Genomic DNA, 20537 nt, shown 5'->3' with positions numbered 1-20537 from the left:
GCCCGGTAGCTCGTCAGGCTCATAACCTGAAGGTCACAGGTTCAAATCCTGTCCCCGCAACCATTCCCACACATACCACAACCGCCCAAAATTTCCTGTGGCGGCTTTTTTGTGCCCTTTTTCCGTCGCTTGGCTCTCGTTCAGGCGCTTCAAACACGTCCCATCCTGTACCCCGGAATGCCAGGACGTCGATTTGCATTTGGGGGTATCTTGGGGGGTATGATGCCCGCCTCGGCAGGAGATACCCCCATGGATCTTAAGGCTATGACCGCGCGGACATGATGCCAGTGGTTCGTAGCGTCGAGGCGCGCGGAGCACTCGACGTCAGCCACCGCCAACGGCCTAGCAAGTTGAGCCGGTCGGGTTCGTCTATACAGGCGTGTAGCACGCTAGCGACAATTTCGGGGCCAACTTCGTTGCGACATTCGAGCAGGCAGCACGCGCGTGGTTTGTAAACCGGCAGGTGACGGCGTTTGGCACTGGCCAAGGCAAAGCTCACGTCCGGCTACGAACACCGCGTTGTAACCCCAAACCGGCGGCGAGGCCGATTTCGCGTTCCCGATCACCCGGTTCTTATGGACTAGCGCTCCCTGATCCCTAATCTGCGGACGGGGAGAGCGGGCATGCGATTTCGTAAAATGTGGGCGGCGCTTGCGATCGTCGTTGCGCCGGTTGCCGCATTCGGCGGTGATACGCCGCATGTGACGCTCGCCACCCCCACCATCTCGGATGGTGCGATCGCACGGTTCACCGTGCGGTTCAGCGATGCGATCGTCCCGCTCGGCGATCCGCGGGCCGCTTCGCCACTCAAGGTGTCGTGCGCGGTGGCCGGCGAGGGGCGCTGGGCCGATCCGCAAACCTATTTCTGGGATTTCGCGCAACCCTTGCCGGGCGGCACGCGCTGCACGCTCGCAACGCGCGACGGCCTGAGGACCGCAACGGGCTATGCGGTCGATGCAGACAGTTTCGTGGTCGATGCGGGCGGGCCGGTCGCCCGCGCAGTCATGCCGCGCTACGGCGATATCGAGGAAGATCAGGTGTTCCTGGTCGCGGCGAACATGCCGGCGACGCGCATGTCGATCGCTGCATACGCCTATTGCGCGGTCGACGGCATCGGCGAGAAGATCGCGGTCGATGTTCTCGCGCCCGATCTGCCGGCCAAGCTGCTGGCCGGGATGGGCGATGCCTACCTAGTCGGTAACTTCCTGGAAAGCGCGGGATTGCCCAAGACGCTGGCGAGCGATCCGGCGTTGCGCCAACGGGTGCTGGCGGGCGTCACCGCGCTGAAGTGCCGGCGACCGTTGCCGCCGGGACGTGACATGGCGCTGATCTGGGGCGGCGCTATCGCCAGTGCGGGGGGCAAGCTCGCGGGCGCGGACCAGCGGTTCGACTTTACCGTCCGCAAACCCTTTACCGCGCGCTTCGAATGCTCGCGCGTCAACACCGCGGCAGGATGCAGCCCGGTCGAGAAGGCGTATCTGCGCTTTTCCGCACCGATCCCGATGAGTGCGGCGGCGACCATCCGGCTGACGCTGGCCGACGGGACGGCGATCGCGCCGGTCTTCTCCGACGAGGAAAAGCGCCGCGCGGCCATCGAGCAGGTGGCGTTCGGCGCACCGCTGCCGGTCGCGACGCGCGGGACGCTGTCGATCCCTGCGGACCTGAAGGACGAAAGCGGGCGTAGCCTGGCCAATCGCGAACGATTCCCGCTGGAGGTGAAGTTCGACGAGGCACCGCCGCTGGTGAAGTTCGCGGCCGACTTCGGCATCATCGAGCTGGAACAGAACGGCGTGCTGCCCGTCACCGTCCGCAACGTCGAGCCGTCGCTGCAAGGCCAGACCGCGGGTATCGGTGGCCAGCGTTTGCGCGTCGCCGGCACCGATGGCGAGATCGCCGCGTGGCTGCGCCGGGTGGAGGATGCCGGCAAGTCGGACTTCCAGACGATCGAGCGCAAGGATGCCGAGCCGATCCAGATCAACCACACCGGCGAAAAGCCGGTGTTGGGCGGCGGGGCGGGCGACCCCTTCACGTTGGAGCTGCCGGGCAAGGGCAAGGATTTCGAAGTCGTCGGCCTGCCGCTCGGCAAACCCGGATTCTACATCGTCGAACTGGCGAGCCCGAAGCTTGGCCGTGCGCTGCTCGGGCGCAACGTGCCGCGCTATGTGGCGAGCGCCGCGCTGGTCACGGATCTCGCGGTGCATTTCCAATGGGGCCGCGATCGCTCGCTGGCCTGGGTCACGCGGCTGTCGACCGGCAAGCCCGTTGCAAATGCCGTGGTCCAGGTGAGCGATAGCTGCACCGGCAAGCCGCTCGCCCGCGGCGCAACCGACAAGAGCGGCGGCCTGATGGTCGCGCGCGGGCTGCCCGAACCCGAAACCTATGGGAGCTGCCCCAATGCCAAGGGCGGTGAGGGCGGTTCGCATCCGCTGATGATCTCGGCGCGCAGCGGCGACGATTTCAGCTTCACCCTGACCGATTGGGGTGAGGGCATCCGCCCCTATGACTTCGACCTGTCCTATGGCTATTCGGCGGCGACCGACATTATTCATACCGTGTTCGATCGCGCCCTGGTCCGCCAGGGCGAGACGATCCACATGAAGCATATCCTGCGCCGCCCGGACGCGCGCGGCTTTTCGCTAGCACCCGGCTTCACCGGCACGCTCAGGCTGTCGCATCGCGGATCCGACACGCAGTTCGAAACGCCGGTTACGATCGGGGCGAACGGCACCGGCGAGACGGTGTGGACCGCACCGCAAGGGGCACCGATGGGAGATTACGACCTGGCCTTCGTGGTCGGCGATACCGTCACCGAATCCGCCCAGTCGTTCAAGATCGACGAATACCGCCTGCCGACGATGCGCGCGAGCGTGACCGGTCCGAAAACCGCGCTCGTCAAACCGCGGACCGCCCAACTCGATCTGTTTGCGGGGTATCTGTCGGGCGGTGGCGCGTCGAACCTGCCGGTCGACGTCCGTATCGGCTGGTTCGCGCATGCGGCGACGCCAACCGGCTACGACAAATACAGCTTCGGCGGCGATGCGATCGCGGAAGGCGTCAAGCCGCTCGACGGCGAGGGCGAGGATGCCAAGACACCGCTGCCGCCGACCCAGATGCTGCCGGCGACGCTCGGCACCGACGGCACGCGCCGGATGACGGTCGATATGCCGCAGACATTGCCCGGCACCGCCGACATGCAGGTCGAAATGGATTACCGCGACGCCAACGGCGAGACGCTGACCGCGTCGAAATCAATCCCGATCTACGCATCGGGCGTCCAGCTCGGCATTGCCACCGATGGCTGGATGATGCGCGCCGACGATCTTCGCCTGAACCTCGTCGCGCTCGATACCGACGGCAAGCCGATCAAGGGACAGAAGCTGTCGGTCGCGCTGTACAGCCGCGAGATACTGACCGCGCGGCGGCGGCTGATCGGTGGATTCTATGCCTATGACAACCGGATGCGGACGACGAAACTGTCCGCGTCGTGCAGCGCCACGACCGATGCGCAGGGCCAGGCGCAGTGCAAGGTCGACGCTGGGGCGTCGGGCGAACTCTATGCGGTGGTCACGACCACCGATGCGAACGGCAATCTGGCGCGCTCGGTCAAGTCGGTGTGGCTCGCGGGCGACGACGACTGGTGGTTCGGCGGGGACAATGGCGACCGGATGGACGTGGTCCCCGAAAAGCTGGCCTACGCCTCGGGCGAGACGGCGCGGTTCCAGGTGCGGATGCCGTTCCGCTCGGCGACCGCGCTCGTCAGCGTCGAGCGCGAGGGGGTGTTGTCGAGCTTCGTCACGGAATTGTCGGGCAAGGACCCGGTCATCGAGGTGCCGATGGACGCGGCCTATGCGCCCGACGTCTATGTGTCGGTGCTGGTCGTGCGCGGCCGCGTCGAGAGCGGGTTCTGGAGCTGGATCCACCGGATCGCGCGGACGCTGGGCCTGTCCGACGGGCCCGAGGAGGCACAGGCGCCGACCGCATTGGTCGATCTGGCCAAGCCCGCCTATCGCCTCGGCATCGCCAAGGTGAAGGTCGGGTGGGAAGGCCATACGCTCGGCGTTGCGGTCAAGGCGGACCGCGAACGCTATGCGCCGCGCGGCACCGCCGCCGTCGCGATCCAGGTCAGGAAGCCCGATGGCAGCCCGGCGCGGGAGGCCGACGTCGCCTTCGCCGCCGTCGATCAGGCGCTGCTGCAACTCGCGCCGAACGACAGCTGGAACATCCTCGACGCGATGATGGGCGACCGTCCGCTGTCGGTGCTGACCGCGACCGCGCAGATGCAGGTCGTCGGCAAACGGCATTACGGGCGCAAGGCCCTCGAAGCGGGCGGCGGCGGTGGCGGCGGCGACCTGTCCGGGCTCAACCGCGAGAATTTCCAGCCGGTGTTGCTGTGGAAAGGGCATGTGCCGCTCGATGCCCAGGGCCGCGCGCGCGTGTCGGTGCCGCTGTCCGATGCGCTGTCGTCGTTCAAGCTGGTCGCGATCGCCACCGACGGCGCGCAGGCGTTCGGTACGGGCAGCACCGATATCCGCACCGCACAGGATCTGTCGCTCTATGCGGGCCTGCCGCCACTCGTCCGCTCGGGCGACTTCTACGGCGCGCGCTTCACGCTGCGCAACGGATCGGATCGGCCGATGACGGTGACCGCGACCGTCGACGTCGTCCCGCGGATCGCACAGGGCAAGCCGCTGACCGTCACCATTCCGGCCGGCGGCGCCGCGCCCGTCGCATGGAACCTCACCGCGCCCGCCGGGGTGGACACCCTGCGCTGGACGGTGCGGGCTAAAAGCAACGACGGTCGCGCGACCGATCAGGTTACGGTGACGCAGGACGTCATCCCCGCCGTGCCGACCGAGATCTGGGCGGCGACGTTGGCGCAGGTCGGCGACAATATGATGATCCCGATCGCGCCGCCCGCCGGCGCCTTGCCGGGCCGGGGCAGCGTCGACATCCGCCTAGCCGATACGCTGGCGCCGTCGCTGGCCGGGGTGCGCGATTACATGTCGCGCTATCCGTACAACTGTTTCGAGCAGCGGCTGTCGCGGATCGTCGTGCTCGGCGACGGGGCGGGCTGGGCGACGCTGGCGGGCGAGATCCCGACCTATCAGGCTCCCGACGGGCTGCTCCGCTATTTCCCCGGCGACAGTCTGCAGGGGTCGGAGGCGCTGACCGCCTATGTCCTGTCGATCACCGGCGCGGCGAACCTGTCGCTGCCGCCGGTCCAGCGCGCGCGGATGATCGAGGCGATGAAGGCGGTGCTCGACGGCCGGTTGCGGCGCGAGGATTATGGCGACGTCCGCCTGACCAAGGTCGCGGCGCTCGCGGCGCTGGCGCGGCAGGGTGCGGCAACCCCGGCGATGCTGGGCCAGATCGGGATGACGCCGGCGGACATGCCGACCGCGAGCCTCGCCGACTATATAGCCGCGCTGGGCGTGATCCCCGGCGTATCGATCGAGGCACGGGCGCAGGCCGAGGCGGTGCTGCGGACCCGGCTGGTGTTCGAGGGCACGCGGCTCGACCTGTCGGATTCGGCCAACGCCTCCTGGTGGCTGATGTCGTCGGCAGACGAGGCGGCGAACAAGGTCACCGCGACGGTGCTCGGACGGCCGGGCTGGCAGGACGATGCGCCGCGGCTGATGGTCGGCACGGCGCTGCGCCAGTCGCGCGGGCATTGGGACACGACCACCGCCAACGCCTGGGGCGCGATCGCCGCCCGTCGTTTCGCGCAGGTCTATCCGGCGCAGGCGGTCACCGGCACGACGATGCTGTCCTATGCGGGGCGCAGCATCTCGCGCGGCTGGCCATTGGCGGAGGCGGCGCGGTCGACGTCGTTCCCGCTCGCCGCGGCGGGGCCGCTGCGGTTGACGCAAGCGGGCGGCGCGGGGCCCTGGGCCACCGTGTCGATCTCGGCGGCGGTACCGCTGCGGCAACCACTGTTCGCCGGATATCGCCTGACGCGGAAGGTCGATGTCGTGCAGGCGCGTAACAAGGCACGGCTGACGACCGGCGACGTGCTGCGCGTGACGCTGACCGTCGAAGCGACCGCCGAGCGCAACTGGGTCGCGATCAGCGATCCCGTGCCCGCGGGCGCGACGGTAATCGGCGATCTCGGCGGGCAATCGCAATTGCTCGAGCAGGGCGGCGAAAGTGAGGGCAGCGGGCCGAGCTATGTCGAGCGCGGGCGCGATACGTGGCGTGCGTATTTCGCCTGGCTGCCAAAGGGCACCGCTACCGTGTCTTACACGCTGCGGCTCAACGGCGCCGGTCGGTTCCAGATGCCGCCGAGCCGGGTCGAGGCGATGTATTCGCCCGCGATCCACGCGGCGGTGCCGAACCAGACGATGGTCGTCGCGGACCGATGAAGCAGCGCGCGGCGCTCGCCGGATTGCTGGTGCTGATCCTCGTGGCGATCGGGTGCGACTGGGCGACGTTTCCGCCGCCCTTGCCGGGCTACGCACAGGTCCGCGCAGGCTGGAAGCCGTCCGAATCGTGGCTGTACGATCGGCACGGCGTGCTGATCGACAGCGCGCGAGTCGATTTCGCCGCGCGCCGGCTGGCCTGGGTGCCGCTCGACGAGATCGCGCCAGTCGTGCCCGCCACCGTCGTCGCGGCCGAGGATGCGCGGTTCCGCCATCATGGCGGGGTGGACTGGCTGGCGATCCTCGGGTCGGTCCGCGAGCGTGCGCAGGGCGAGCGGGGCAGGGGAGCGAGCACGCTGTCGATGCAGGTCGCCGCTTTCCTGTCGCCGACGCTCGCGACGCCCGGCGCGCGGGGCTGGCGCGACAAGCTCCGGCAGATGCGCGCGGCCGAGGCGCTGGAGAGGAGCTGGAGCAAGGACCAGATTCTCGAGGCGTATCTGAACCTCGCGCCGTTTCGCGGCGAGGCGCAGGGGATCGGTGCGGCGGCGCTGTCGCTGTTCGGCAAGACCGCGGCGGCGATGGCGCGCGACGACGCGTTGTTGCTGACCGCTCTGCTGCCCGACCCGCAGGCGCCCGCCGAGCGTATCGCCGCGCAGGCGTGTCGGTTAGGCGGAGCCGGCGACTGCGCGCGGTTCGCCAGCGAGGCCGCGTCGATGCTCGGACCGGTGCGGACGCTGGCGCTCGATCCGGGCCTCGCCCCGCATCTCGCCGACCGGCTGCTGACGAAGCCCGGCCTGCGCATCACCACCACGCTCGACGCCGGGATCCAGCGCCGGGTCGCCGCCGCGCTGCGTCGCCAGCTGCTCGGGCTCGGCGGATCGCGCGCGCGCGACGGCGCGGCCGTGGTCGTCGATAATGCGACCGGCGACGTCCTCGCCTATGTCGGCGGGATCAGCGGCGCGTCGACAGCGCCCGCGGTCGATGCCGCCGACGCCTATCGTCAGGCCGGGTCGACGCTGAAACCGTTCCTGTACGCGCAGGCGATCGAGCGCGGGTATCTGACCCCCGCCTCGGTGCTCGACGATTCTCCCGTGCAGCTCGACACCGCGTCCGGGCTGTACGTGCCGCAAAACTATGATCGCGGGTTCAAGGGTCGCGTCTCCGTCCGCAGCGCGCTGGCTGGGTCGCTCAACGTGCCCGCGGTTCGGACGCTGTTGCTGGTCGGGGTCGAGCCGTTCCGCGACCGGCTGTGGGATACCGGCTATCGTGGCCTCGTCGAGGACGGCGGTTATTACGGCTTCAGCCTCGCGCTTGGCTCCGCCGAGGTGACCTTGCTCGAACAGGCCGACGCCTACCGGTCGCTCGCCAATGGCGGGCGCTGGTCGCCGTTGCGGCTGACGGTGGATGCGCCCCACCGCGATGCCCGCGCGATCACGACACCCGCTGCCGCCTGGATCGTCGCCGACATGATGGCCGATCCAAACGCGCGCGCGGCCACGTTCGGACTCGATTCCGCGCTGCGGCTACCGTTCTGGACTGCGGTCAAAACCGGTACCTCGAAGGGGATGCGCGACAATTGGTGCATCGGCTTCTCGCGGCGCTACACCGTCGCCGTCTGGGTCGGGAACGTCGAGGGCGATCCGATGCGCGCGGTCTCGGGTACCAGCGGCGCGGCGCCGGTGTGGCGCGACGTCATGCTCGCGCTCAACCGCGACGACGACAACGGTCCGCCGATGCCGGTCGGCGTCGAACGCCGCCGCATCGCCTTCGCCGACGCGATCGAGCAGCCCCGCATCGACTATTTCCTGCGCGGCACCGGACAGTCGCTGATCGCCGCCGCACCGGCCACCGCGCGCCGTGCCCGGATCGTCAACCCCGCCTCGGGCAGCGTCTATGCGATCGACCCCGATATCCCCGCCGATCGCCAGCGTCTGGCGATCGAAACCACCGGCGATGTCCGCTCCCTCCACGTCTTCCTGGACGATCGCGACCTCGGTCCCGCCGCCCAGCAGCTCCTGTTCTTCGCCCCGCCGGGCCGCCACCGGTTGAGGCTCCTCGATCCCGCCGGTAACGCGGCGGATCAAGTCATCGTCACGATCCGGTAGGTGTTCGCTACCCCGGCCCAAGAAAAGCGACGTCATATCCTGCATGTGGGTCCGTCCAACACCAGTCGGCCTATACCGGTGTCAGGAGGTTGCCGCTACGCTGGAGCTGCTCGATGTCGCGGCGGGGCGGTGCGCCGAACAGGCGCGCATATTCGCGGTTGAATTGCGACGGGCTCTCATAGCCGACGGTGAAGCCCGCGCTGCTCGCGGTCGTGCCGCCCGACAGCATCAAGCGCCGCGCCTCCTGCAGGCGCAGCTGCTTCTGGTACGCCAGCGGCGTCATTCTCGTCACCGCCTTGAAATGTTCGTGCAGCGATGACGGGCTCATGCCCGCCGCCGCGGCGATCTCGCCGATGCGAAGCTGCTGATCGAAGCTCGTGCGGATCGTGGCGATGGCCCGGCTGATCTGGTTGAGGTTGCTGTCGGCAACCGCCATGTAGCGGAGCCCGGGGCCGTGCGGGCCGGTCAGCAGGCGATACAGGATTTCCCGCTCGATCAGGGGCGCGAGCGCAGCGATGCTGTCGGGCTGGTCGAGCAGGCGCATCAGCCGGCATGCGGCATCGATCAGATCGTCGTCGCTGCGATACACCGCGAGCGCGGGCAGTTCGGCCTTGGGCGCCCGCCCGCCGGCCGCGACGACCAGCTCTGCCAGCACGGCCTGGTCGATGTCGATCTTGCAGCAAAGATACGGGGCGTCCGGATCCGCCTGGATCACGCGCCCGACGAGCGGCAGGTCGACCGAGACCAGCAGATGATGCGCGGCGTCGTAGACCAGGCTCTGCTCGCCCAGCGTCACGCGCTTGCTGCCTTGGGCGATGATGCAAAGCGACGCGTCGTACACCGCGGGCAACGGCACGGTCGGCGCATCGGCCCGGAACAGCGACAATCGCGGGATCGGCGTGCTCACCATCCCGGTCCTGGGCACGTGGCGCGCCACCAATGCGGCGAGGTCTGCGATCGAACTCATGCCGACGGTGTGTTCGCTGCCGCCCGCCCCGGCAAGCACGGCATCGCGGTTTCGGAGGATCGTGCAACACTTCCGGACGATCCATGTCACGGCTGTGGCGCGTCCGGTTCCATCTGTGTCCAGCCTTATGGCATCACGAAAGGACCATCATGAACGACGTCATCGACAAGACCGTGCTGATCAGCGGCGCGTCCAGCGGTATCGGCGAAGCGACCGTGCGCGAACTGGCGGGCAAGGGCGCCCGTCTCTTCATCGGCGCGCGCCGCACCGACCGCCTCGAAGCCCTGGCCGCCGAATTCGGCGCAAACGTCGCGTGGCAGGCGCTGGACGTGACCGACGCGGCAAGTTTCGCCGCCTTTGCCGACGCTGCGGAAGCGCACTTCGGACGTGTCGACGTGCTGATCAACAACGCCGGCATCATGCCGTTGTCGCCGCTCGCGGCGCTGAAGCAGGACGAGTGGACGCGGATGATCGACGTCAACATCCACGGCGTGCTGAACGGCATCGCCGCGGTGTTGCCGCGCTTCGTGGCGCAAGGGGCGGGCCACGTCGTCAACGTCGCATCGATCGCGGCGCACTTCGTGATGCCGAGCGCCGCCGTCTACTGCGCGACCAAATATGCGGTGTGGGCCATCACCGAAGGGCTGCGCCAGGAGCATGACGACATCCGGACGACGATCATCTCGCCCGGCGTCGTGGCCACCGAACTGGGCCATGACATCACCGATCCGGCGATCGCCACGGCCTTGACCAGCTGGCGGCAGAAGTCGCTGACCCCCGACGCGATCGCGCGGGCGATCCGCTACGCGCTGGAGCAGCCCGAGGGTGTCGACATCAACGAGGTCATCGTCCGCCCGACCGCAGCCGGCATGTAGGCGCTTCCCCGGCAACGGTCCGGGCGGACCTGTCGTCTGCTCGGATTGTTGCTTGGTCCGATCAAGCCGTGTTGACGCCGTGTTCTCGGGTCTGGTCCACCGACATCAGTGCGGTCACCACATCGAGAAACGCGCGGAACTTCGAGCTCGACAAGCGGCGCGAGTTCTGGAGTGCCCAGATTTCGACCTTCGGGCCGTCATCGACGCCCCAAGCGATCAGGCGGCCCGCGGCGATGTCGCGCGCTGCCCGCCACGCTTTGTACCGGTGATCCTTGGCGCCCGGATTTGCATGCAGCTGCTGACGCCAAACCCGCCGTCATGCTGGCTGAAAGAAAGGGCGAGCCAGGTCCTGACAGGGCGAACCGGTACTTTAGCCCGTATTGCCTGGTCTGTCGGAAGTGGCGAGGTTTCCGCCAGGTCTTCGACAAGCCAGTTCGCTACCGTTCCTACGAGGGTGTGATGGCAGCGTCGTCGACCTGTCTGGGATCCCGAAAGCCCGCTTGTCGCGGCGAGACGGGGTTTTGTAGCTCTAGGAGAACGAACATGGCACGGATTGTACGCACGTTTGGCGCTTTGCTCGCATTATCGGTCGCGATGCCCGTTGCGGTCACAGCGAACCCCACCGCCGATGGCGCCGCGACGGAGGCAGATAAAACGATCGTCCAGGCTGCGTCCGCCACCGCCGACCTGAGCACGCTTGTCGCCGCGGTGAAGGCCGCCGACCTGGTCGAGACCCTGTCGGGTCCCGGTCCGTTCACGGTGTTCGCACCGACGAACGCCGCATTTTCGAAGTTGCCAGCGGGTACGGTGGCGACTCTTTTGAAGGCAGAGAACAAGGCTCAGCTTGCGAATGTCTTGACCTATCACGTCGTGGCGGGAAAAATCACGGCGAAGGAGGCTCTCGCCGCCATCAAGGCCGGAGGCGGCAAGGCGGCGCTCACGACCGTGCAAGGCGAGCCGCTGACAGCGCGCGTCACGAAGGGGAAGATCGTGCTGACCGATGCCAAGGGGGGCACATCGACGGTCACGACGGCAGACGTGATGACGTCCAACGGCGTGGTACATGTCGTAGATACGGTATTGATGCCCTGAGACGTTTGGTGGCGTCGGAGACGATCCGACGCCACCTGCTTACGGCACGATCGCTGGGCCGGTCCGATTACCCGCGCCAGACGCTGGCGGGGTTCTTCTTGTGCTTGGCAAGCAGCTCCTCGACCCGGAACACGAACTCCTCCGGGTCGAACGGCTTCTTCATATAGTCGTCCGCCCCAGAAAAGCGGGCGAGTTCCTCGTCCTGCGCGCTGCGACGGCCGGTGAGCATCATCACCGGCAGGTCGCAGAATGCCGGAATGTTGCGCAGCTCGCGGAGCACCATCACCCCCGACAGCCCCGGCATGTTGCAGTCCAGCACCAACAGGTCGGGCCGGCGGGCCTTGACGATGCGCAGCGCTTCCAGCCCGTCCTGGACGAGGCCGGCGCCATGGCCATGGGCCAGCAGCGCGTTGCAGGCGATCTCGCCCATGACTTCGTCGTCGTCCGCAATCAATATCCGCGACACTGAAGTCCCCCCTTTATGCGCTCAATCGGTTCTACACCCACGCTCCAGTCGGTGGCGCCTCGGCGTAGAGGCTCTCCCCGCCACAATTATAAATCTTCTTCAAGAGCTTAACACGCGTTTTTCGCCGCACCGGTGCGCGCCGACCAATCGCGGGTGAACGCGCCCGTCAACGCCAGAACGGTTTGCTGTCCATCAGCTGATCATAGGCGTCGACCGCACGATCGAGCAGCGGGCCGCGACGCGACAGATCGGGTTGCAGTGCGAAGGCGGTCGGCGTCCCCAGCAGGTCGAGGTCGGCCAGCACCTGCGGCGCGGTCGCGAGATCGTTGAGATCGCCTAGCTGCGTCTGCAGGGTCTCCAGCGCCGCAGAGAACGCCTTGTGCCGGCGCGTCGCCTTCTTGCCACCGAACAGCCCGGCAAAGAATTCGGTGGCGTAGCGCAGCTTCTTCGCCTCGATCCGCGCGGCGTGGCGTTGCGCGTCGTCGACACGGTCGAGCTTGCGTCCCAGCCGTTTCAGCCGCCGGCGATGCCTTTCGAGCGCGGTGGCGGCAAACGCCGCGATCGGCTGGTCGCGTGCGTCGGGGGTCGCAGGATCGGACAGCCAAGCGCCGATCGCGGTCCATTCGGACAGGTCGAGCATGGCATGCCGCAACCGCGCCGACGCCAGTGCGGTCTGCACGTCGGCATAGGCGCGCCCGTGCGCCGCGCGCAGTGGCGCAGCCGCGGCGTCGTCGTCGATCCGCTCGAGCAGGACGTCGAGATTGCGTGCTTCGCCCAGCGCCGCCGCGATCCACCGCAGTTCGATGCGAAGAGGGTCGTACCGGTCGTCGTCGACGACATGGCGGAACGTCGACAGCGCCGACCGCAGCCGCCGCAACGCGACCCGCGCTTGATGCAGCGCGCCGCCGCTACCCGTGCGCATGAGGATCGCTTCGTTGAGACGGAACTGCCGCAGGCACGCCCCGACGATCGCCTGGAACCCGGCCCTGGTGGTCGCGTCTGCGTCGAGCGCCAGCGGCGCGGCCTTTGCAGGCTTGTCGGGCAGCGCGGTGCCGAGCCGATAGCCGCGTTCGGACTTGGTCAGCACGCCCAGCCGCACCGGCGCGGTCTCGTCGATCTCGCGCGCGAACGCGAACAGCGCGGCGGCGTCGCCATGCTTCAGTTCGAGCTCTATCTCGTGGACCGGGGCGGCGCGATCTCCGGCGCGGATGGTGCCGCGGTCGAACACCAGTTCGATCGACGCACCGGGGCGCTCGACGAGCACGGTCTTGCGCATCACGCTCACCGCGAACGCGCGGCCGATCCGCTCCAGTTCGGCTTCGGCGATCACGCCGCGGAGTGGGGATCCATCGAGCACCGGCTCGGCGCGGTCGATCGTGCGCTCCCATTCGGGCCGGACGAACAGCCCCGCCGCCGCCGCGCCCTCGGCCTTGACCGTCTCGATATGGCGATCGCCGATCGTCCGGACGCGCAACGAGAAGCCGGCCGCGTTGAGCGCCCGGTCCGGGGTATCGAAATACACCGACTCCTGCGCGCGATCGACCGCGGCGTCGCTGTTCAGCCAAGGCGAGCGCATCAATGCGTCCAGGCTCGCCGGTTCGACGTCGAGTTTCAGTTCGAACTCCTCGCCCGCGCCGGACCCGCCCGTCGCTCTTTCATCGCTCGCTGTCCGTTTCGCCTTCTTGCCCAACGCCGCTCTCCAAACCCGGGTCGCGCGCGCGCGACCTCACTGGGTCTGTAACCCATGACGGTGCGCGCGGGGTCCGCCCGGTCGACGGCGACACCGGCGATCAGTATTCGTAGCTATCGTAGACGAGGGTGTCGTCCAGCAGCGCGCAGGTCCGCTTCGTGGTATGCCGCACCCGTTCGAGCTGCTCGGCGGCATAGGCGCTGCTCATGTTCGGCACGACGGACTCGATCATCACATGCTCGCTCTGCTTCATCCCAAACCCGCGCCATAGGTAAACGTCGAAAATCTCGCGCAACGACAGCACCTGGCCCTTTTCGCTCAGCCATGCGAGCGGCAGCCCCGAGGTACTGAACGACACCAGCAGCTTGCCGGCGAGCGTGGCCTGGCCCTTCTGGTCGTGGAAATCGCGGAACGAATAGCCCGATCCGAGCACGCGATCGACATAACCCTTCAGCATCGCAGGCGGAAAACCGTACCAGATCGGATAGACGAGCACGATCGCGGCTGCCTCTCGGACATAGCGCAGTTCGTCGACGACATCGGCGCGCGTCGCTCCGCTGCCGTGACCCGGGCGTTCGTCGAGCTTCAGCACGGGATCGAAATCCTGCACATAGAGATCGCGCACCACTACGGTGTGGCCATGTTCGGTTGCGGTGGTGCGATACGCCTCGACGATCGCATGATCGAACCCGTCGGGCGCTGGGTTCGCGCTCACCACCAGATGCACCGGCGGTGTCGTGTCGGGCGCAGCGCGCGCGGTAGCGGATATCTCTGTCATGGGGTCGCCTATCGGAAATGCCCATCGGGCGTGCGGGGGCCAGTCTCGGTCCCGCCGGCGGACTCGGCTATGCGTAGTTCTACCGACTCCGGGGGATCATGCGACGATCAGGATCGGCGTTTCGCTCCGTTCGACGAAGTCGCGGGTCACGCCGCCCAGGATGATGTCGTGGACGCGCGAATGCGCGAAACCGCCGATCACGATCACGTCCGCCCTGGTCTCCTTGGCGTAGAGCGTCAGCACGTCGGTCTCGGACCGCTCGTCGTTGACGATCCAGTGCCCTGCAACGGTAAAGCCGTGGAGCGTCAGATGCCGCTTTACCTGGGCATGCCAGTCATGGCCGCTCTCGCATTCGCGCAGCGTATCGCCGACCGTGACGACGTCGATCGCGGCGCCGGGTACCGCCAGGTGCGCCAACGCGTGCATCGCCCGCGTCGCCTCCGCCGATGGCTTCCATCCTAATATGGCGCGATTGATCCGCCCGATCTCGGCGTTCTTGGGGACTATCAGCAGCGGCGTGCCGCTGGCGCGGATCAACGTTCTCGCGACGCGGCGGCGCAGCCACGGCGTCGCCCAGGTCTCGGCGGCGCCGATCACGATCAGGTCGGCGACGTGCGGGCTGCGCTTCAGGTCGCCCGCCAGCCACGAGACGTCGTCGTGAAAGCCGAACACCTCGATCGGTCCGGCAAACCCCTTCAGGCAATGCCGCACCTGCAGGACGTTGGCGGCGTCGTCGCCCATCAGCACGACTTCGGGTACGTAGAGCGTGCCGAACGGCGCGAGCGCCGGCGATGTCATCGGCGCCGGCGTCAACACCGCCACCTGCAACGTGGCGTCGTTCGCCTCGGCAAAGGCCGCCGCGGCGCGCAGGAACGAGGCTGCCGCCTCGCCATTGTCCACGACCGCCAGAATGTCCTTGATCATGCCCCGATCTCCTCAGGGCGATCATGGCAACCGGATCGAGGAAGCGCGCTTCGTAGAATCCCTTACGGACCGGGACCGCCGCGCCCCGCTGCGGCCGACCGCCAAAGACGGTGGGCAGACCGACCGATCGGCGATAGGCTGGCTCTCTTTGCCGGGCGACCGGTGGCGGGGGCGCGGAAGGATGCGCGATGAACGACGATGCGGGTGACCCGAGCGAACAGATGATCCGCCGCGCGCGCAAGGTCGCGGTCGGTCTTGCCGATGTCGGGCTCACCCAGGCCGAGGAAATGCTGCGCCGCGTTTCGCCCGAGGGCAGGGCGCAGGCCCGCCGCGAACGCGAGGCGCGGGCGCGACGCCACAAGCGGCTGTTCATGCGGCTGTTGATGGTGTGGCTGGCGTCGGTGCTGCTCTGGGTCACGCTGGGACTGATCGCGCCGTTTGCGGTAGCGACGCTGGCCTCCGGCGCGACGCTGCTGCTGCTGACGATGCTGATCGTCACGCGCGCCGAACCCCGGGCGCCAGGTCGTGAGGCGCTGGTCGGGGCGCCGTTGCAGGGCCTGAGCGTCGAGGCGGCAACATGGCTGGCGGCGCAACGCCGCGGCCTGCCGCCGCGCGCGCTGCACCTCACCGACTCGCTCACGCGGCGCCTGCATGATCTCGCGCCGCAACTCGCGCGTATCGATCCGCGCGATCCCACGGCGGATTCGGTCCGCAAGCTGCTCGCGACCGAGCTCCCCAGCCTGCTCGACAGCTGGCGCGCGGTGCCGATTTCGCTGCGCGACGTGGCGCAGGCGAACGACCGGACCCCGACCGCGCAGCTGGTCGACGGCCTGCAGCTAATCGACACCGAAGTGCTCCGCATGACGCACGCACTCGCCCGCGATGCGCTCGACGATGTCGCCACGCAGGGCCGCTATCTCGAACTGAAGTACCGCGCGGGGGACGCGATCTAGCAATCGTGCGTGGCAGCGCGTTAGGCCATTGCGGTGCGCGCGGACCTGCGGCACGGCGGACCCCGTGAACGAACCACACCCCCTTCTTGCGGTCCGTGCGCTCGGCAAGTCGGTGCCGGGTCCGCGCGAACTGTTTCACGGGCTCGATCTCGACGTCGGCGCGGGCGAACTTGTCGCGATCATCGGTGAATCGGGGGTGGGCAAATCGACCCTGCTCAACATCCTGGCCGGGCTCGACGAGGCCGATCAGGGCAGCGTCGCGATCGACGGCACCGTCATCGGCACGCTCGACGAGACCGCGCGGACGCGGTTGCGGCGCGAGCGGATCGGCTTCGTGTTCCAGGCCTTCCACATCCTGCCTTATCTGACGCTACGCCAGAACGTCGCGCTGCCGCTGGCGCTGATCTCGCCCGACCAGCAGGCGGCCGATGCGCGCGCCGGCGCGATGCTCGACGCGGTCGGGCTGGAGGGACGCGGCGACGGCTATGCGCGCGATCTGTCGGGCGGCGAATTGCAGCGCGTCGCGATCGCCCGCGCGCTGGTCCACCGCCCCGCGCTGATCCTGGCCGATGAGCCGACCGGCAATCTCGATCCCGAGACCGCGGCGCGCGTGCTGGCGCTGTTCGCGGGTGCGGTGCGGCAGAACGGCGCAGCGGGGGTGATGGTGACGCATTCGGACGCCAGCGCGGCGATCGCCGATCGCGTGCTGACTCTCGGCCGTGACGGGCTGGTGGAGCGGCGTGGCGTCTGAGCCCGGCCTGTGGTCGGGGCGGCTCGCGCTCGGCTGGCTGATCGGCGGCGAATGGCGGTTCCATCCCGCCCGCTTCCTGACGACGGCGGTGGCGATCGCGGTGGGAGTCGCGCTAGGTTTCGCGGTCCACCTCGTCAACGGTTCGGCGCTCGCCTCGTTCGACGGCGCGATGCGGGGCGTGAGCGGTGCTGCCGAACGCTCGGTTCGCGCGACCAGCCCGCTGGGGTTCGACGAGCGCCTCTACCCCCGCGTCGCGCGCGCCGCGGGGGTCGTGGATGTCAGCCCGGTCGTCCGGCTCGACGCGCGGGTCGGCAAGACGCGGCTGACTCTGCTCGGCGTCGACGTGATCCGCGCCGCCGCGGTGACCCCGTCGCTGATCGGCATCCGCCCGCGCGGGCCCGACAGCGGCAACGACGCGGCATTCGACGAGTCCGCGCTGTTCCTGTCACGCGCGGCCCTCACCCACCTCCGCGCGCGCGTCGGCGCCGAACTGATCGTCGTCGCCAACGGCCGCACGGTGCCGCTGCGGGTCGCCGGCATGCTGCCCGCGACCGACGATGCGGTCGCGATCGGCGTGATCGACATCGCCGCGGCGCAGTGGCGGTTTGCCCGGCTCGGCCGCATCGACCGGATCGATCTGGTGTTGGCGGACCCCGACGCCGCGGACGCTGCGTTGCAGACGATGCTGCCCGCCGACGCCATTCTCGCCAGCGCCGAGACGCAGAACGCGCAGGGCGACGCCTTGTCGCGCGCCTACCGCGTCAATCTCGACATGCTCGCGCTGGTCGCCCTGCTGACCGGCGGGTTCCTGGTCTATTCGGCGCAGTCCCTGTCGGTCGTCCGCCGCCAACGCGCGTTCGCGCTGTTGCGCACGCTCGGCATGCCGCGCGGCGGGGTGATCGCGGCGGTGGTGGTCGAAGGCGTGGCGATCGGGCTGGTCGGCGCCGCGGCGGGGCTGGTCGCGGGCTATGCGCTCGCCTGGGCCGCGCTGCGCTGGTTCGGCGGCGATCTCGGCGCGGGCTATTTCAACGGCGGCACCGCGCATTTCGTGTTCCAGCCCGCGGCCGCGCTCGGCTTCTTCGCGCTCGGTCTGGCCGCGGCGATCCTCGGCAGCGCAATCCCCGCACGGGTCGCGGCCCGCGCCGCGCCTGCCGCCGCGCTGAAGAATGCCGGCGATGTGCTCGACCCGCGGCGCGCGGTCGCGTGGTGGCCCGCCGCTGCGCTGCTGGTGGCAGGCGCCGGCGCGGCGATGCTGCCCGCGGTCGGCGGGCTGCCGCTGTTCGGTTTCGCCGGGATGGCGCTGATGCTCGCGGGCGGAGTCGCCGGCGTGCCGTGGTTCGCGCGGACGCTGCTGGCACCGCTCGCGCGGCGGCGCTGGCGCAGCGTGCCCGGTCAGCTCGCGCTCCGCCATCTGCACGGCGCCCCCGGCGAGGCCGCCACGGCTTTATGCGGGATCGTCGCGTCGACCGCGCTGATGATCGCGATGGCGACGATGGTCACCAGCTTCCGCGGCGCGGTCGACGACTGGCTCAACCAGGTGCTGGGCGCCGACCTGTATCTGCGGACCAGCGCGGGCGCGAGCTTCGACCCCGCCACGCGCGCCCGGCTCGCGACCACGCCCGGCGTCGCACGGCTCGCGTTCAGCCGACAGATCCCGCTGACGATCGCCGCGGACCGCCCGCCGGTCAGCCTGATCGCGCGGCCCGAACGTGGCGGCCGCGATCCGCTGCTGGTGCTGATCGAACGCGGCCCCTCGCTGCCGCCGCGCGCGCTGCCGGTCTGGGTGTCCGAACCCGCGCAGCGCCTCTACGGCTGGGATCCGGGCGAGACGATCACCTTGCCGATCGCCGGGCGCACGCGGTTCGTGGTCGCGGGCGTGTGGCGTGATTACGGGCGGCAGGCGGGGGCGGTGCTGGTTGACGAGGGCGACTATGAGCGCCTCACCGGCGACACCGGCCGCGACGAGATTTCGGCGATGGTCTTACCCGGCGTGGACGCCGCGAAGGTCGCGCAGGCGATGACCGCGCAACTGCCCCCTGGCTTGCGCGATCAGGTCGAGGTCGGCCAGCCCGCGACTCTCCGGCGGCTCGCGCTGACGCTGTTCGATCGCAGCTTCGCGGTCACCTATCTGCTCGAGGCGGTCGCGATCCTTGTCGGGCTGGCGGGGGTCGCGGCGACGATGTCGGCGCAGACGATCGCGCGCGAACGCGAATTCGGCATGCTCCGCCATCTCGGGCTGACCCGAGCACAACTGACCGCGATGCTCGGTATCGAGGGCGCGATCGTCGGGCTGACCGGTGCGCTCGCGGGGATCGGCCTCGGGCTGGTCCTGTCGCAGGTGCTGATCCACGTCATCAACCCGCAATCGTTCAACTGGACGATGACGACGCGGATCCCGTTCGGCACGCTGGCCGGAGTCGCCGCGGCACTGACCGGCGCGGCCGCGGTGACGGCGGTGCTCGCCGGGCGCCGCGCGACCGCGAACAGCGCAGTGCAATCGGTACGGGAGGATTGGTGATGCGCGCGGTGATCGGTCTGCTCGCGGCAATCGGCGTCGCTTCGCCCGCGCCCTATCCGGTGGTGCGGCCCGGTATCGTGCTGCGCTTCCCCGCCGATCACGGCGCACATCCGGCGTTCCGCACCGAATGGTGGTACGTCACCGGCTGGCTGCGCACCGATACGGGCAGGGATCTCGGCTTTCAGGTCACCTTCTTCCGCACCCGCCCGCCGGTCGACCCCCGCAACCCCAGCCGCTTCGCCGCGCAGCAAGTGCTGTTCGCGCACGCCGCCTTGTCCGATCCGGCGACGGGCACGCTGCTGCACGGCGAACAGGCGGCGCGACAGGGGTTCGGGCTCGCGCAGGCGCGGATTGGCGATGCCGACGTCGCGATCCGCGACTGGCGGCTGCGCCGTGCCGCCGACGGCCGCTGGACGACGCGCGTCGCGGCGAACGGCTTTGCGCTCGCGCTCGATTTCCAGCCGACGCAACCGCCGCTGCCGCAGGGGCAGGGGGGCTATAGCCGCAAGGGCCCGCGTCCCGATCAGGCGAGCTATTATTACTCGGTCCCGCATCTCCGCGTCCGCGGCAGCGTCATACGCGGCGGCAGGAGAGTCGCGGTGACCGGCGAGGCGTGGCTCGATCGCGAATGGTCGTCCGACTATCTCGCCCCCGACGCGCAAGGCTGGGATTGGACCGGGCTCAATTTCGATGACGGCTCGGCGCTGATGGCGTTCCGCATCCGCCGCAAGGGCGGGGGGACGTTATGGGCGGGCGGGTCGCTGCGCCGGGCCGACGGACGCACGACCGCTCTCGGCCCCCGCGACGTCGCCTTCCGCCCGCTCGCGACCTGGCGCAGTACGGCGACCGGCGCCGTTTACCCAGTATCGCAGGAGCTTAGCATCCGGACCGACGGCCGGATCCGCCGCTGGCGCCTAACGCCGATGTTCGCGGCGCAGGAACTCGACGCGCGCCGCAGCGGGCTGCCGGTCTATTGGGAAGGCGCGGTGCGCGCACCCGGTGGCCGCGGCTATCTGGAGCTGACCGGCTATGATCGTCCGCTGCAGATGTAGCGACGCG

13 protein-coding genes are annotated in these 20537 nt (G+C 69.0%); 8 read left to right on the top strand and 5 right to left on the bottom strand.

The window, feature by feature from the left end:
* Positions 1-623: 623 nt before the first annotated feature.
* Together U1701_RS16245 and pbpC are read left to right on the top strand one after the other, a co-directional pair.
* Positions 624-6362 carry an alpha-2-macroglobulin family protein gene (locus tag U1701_RS16245; RefSeq protein ID WP_332783622.1) on the top strand — a complete coding sequence of 1913 codons (5739 nt, stop codon included), beginning with the start codon at positions 624-626 and terminating at the stop codon, positions 6360-6362.
* Entirely contained in the window at positions 6359-8464 is a 2106-nt protein-coding gene (gene pbpC / locus U1701_RS16240; protein ID WP_332783621.1) for a penicillin-binding protein 1C, read from the top strand. The genes U1701_RS16245 and pbpC overlap by 4 nt, the downstream gene beginning before the upstream one ends.
* Positions 8465-8534: 70 nt before the next feature.
* On the opposite strand, the gene U1701_RS16235 is transcribed toward pbpC, so the two are convergent.
* Positions 8535-9431, bottom strand: coding sequence for an AraC family transcriptional regulator (locus tag U1701_RS16235; RefSeq protein ID WP_332783620.1), 897 nt, complete (start codon positions 9429-9431; stop codon positions 8535-8537).
* Positions 9432-9580: 149 nt separating this feature from the next.
* Here U1701_RS16235 and U1701_RS16230 point away from each other — a divergent pair, with 149 nt between their 5' ends.
* The gene (locus U1701_RS16230) at positions 9581-10306 is read left to right on the top strand and encodes an SDR family oxidoreductase (protein WP_332783619.1); all 726 of its coding nucleotides are present in this window, start codon (positions 9581-9583) and stop codon (positions 10304-10306) included.
* 543 nt (positions 10307-10849) lie between these two features.
* Positions 10850-11398 (top strand): fasciclin domain-containing protein, encoded by a 549-nt coding sequence (locus tag U1701_RS16225; protein ID WP_443026079.1) that lies wholly within the window; start codon positions 10850-10852, stop codon positions 11396-11398.
* Positions 11399-11465: 67 nt separating this feature from the next.
* Here the strand turns inward: U1701_RS16225 and U1701_RS16220 are convergent, their stop codons facing one another.
* The 4 genes from U1701_RS16220 to U1701_RS16205 all read right to left on the bottom strand — a co-directional run bounded on the left by U1701_RS16220 (position 11466) and on the right by U1701_RS16205 (position 15256).
* Positions 11466-11864, bottom strand: coding sequence for a response regulator transcription factor (locus U1701_RS16220; protein ID WP_332783618.1), 399 nt, complete (start codon positions 11862-11864; stop codon positions 11466-11468).
* 166 nt (positions 11865-12030) lie between these two features.
* Positions 12031-13554, bottom strand: coding sequence for a CYTH and CHAD domain-containing protein (locus tag U1701_RS16215; RefSeq protein ID WP_332783617.1), 1524 nt, complete (start codon positions 13552-13554; stop codon positions 12031-12033).
* A gap of 100 nt (positions 13555-13654) precedes the next feature.
* The gene (locus U1701_RS16210; RefSeq protein WP_332783616.1) at positions 13655-14332 is read right to left on the bottom strand and encodes an NAD(P)H-dependent oxidoreductase; all 678 of its coding nucleotides are present in this window, start codon (positions 14330-14332) and stop codon (positions 13655-13657) included.
* Positions 14333-14428: 96 nt separating this feature from the next.
* Positions 14429-15256, bottom strand: a complete 828-nt coding sequence (locus U1701_RS16205; RefSeq protein WP_332783615.1) for a universal stress protein — start codon at positions 15254-15256, stop codon at positions 14429-14431.
* Positions 15257-15444: 188 nt separating this feature from the next.
* On the opposite strand from U1701_RS16205, the gene U1701_RS16200 reads away from it, so the two are divergent.
* The 4 genes from U1701_RS16200 (at position 15445) to U1701_RS16185 (ending at position 20530) form a co-directional block, all read left to right on the top strand.
* Positions 15445-16209 carry a hypothetical protein gene (locus U1701_RS16200; RefSeq protein ID WP_332783614.1) on the top strand — a complete coding sequence of 255 codons (765 nt, stop codon included), beginning with the start codon at positions 15445-15447 and terminating at the stop codon, positions 16207-16209.
* Between the two features lie 64 nt (positions 16210-16273).
* Positions 16274-16960, top strand: a complete 687-nt coding sequence (locus U1701_RS16195) for an ABC transporter ATP-binding protein (RefSeq protein ID WP_332783613.1) — start codon at positions 16274-16276, stop codon at positions 16958-16960.
* Positions 16950-19478 carry an ABC transporter permease gene (locus U1701_RS16190; protein WP_332783612.1) on the top strand — a complete coding sequence of 843 codons (2529 nt, stop codon included), beginning with the start codon at positions 16950-16952 and terminating at the stop codon, positions 19476-19478. The genes U1701_RS16195 and U1701_RS16190 overlap by 11 nt, the downstream gene beginning before the upstream one ends.
* Entirely contained in the window at positions 19478-20530 is a 1053-nt protein-coding gene (locus U1701_RS16185) for a lipocalin-like domain-containing protein (RefSeq protein ID WP_332783611.1), read from the top strand. Before U1701_RS16190 ends, U1701_RS16185 begins: the two co-directional genes overlap by 1 nt.
* Positions 20531-20537: the final 7 nt, after the last annotated feature.

It is taken from the genome of Sphingomonas rhamnosi (assembly GCF_036663615.1).
Taxonomy (GTDB): Bacteria; Pseudomonadota; Alphaproteobacteria; order Sphingomonadales; family Sphingomonadaceae; genus Sphingomonas.
This window is presented reverse-complemented; position numbering and strand designations above follow the sequence as displayed.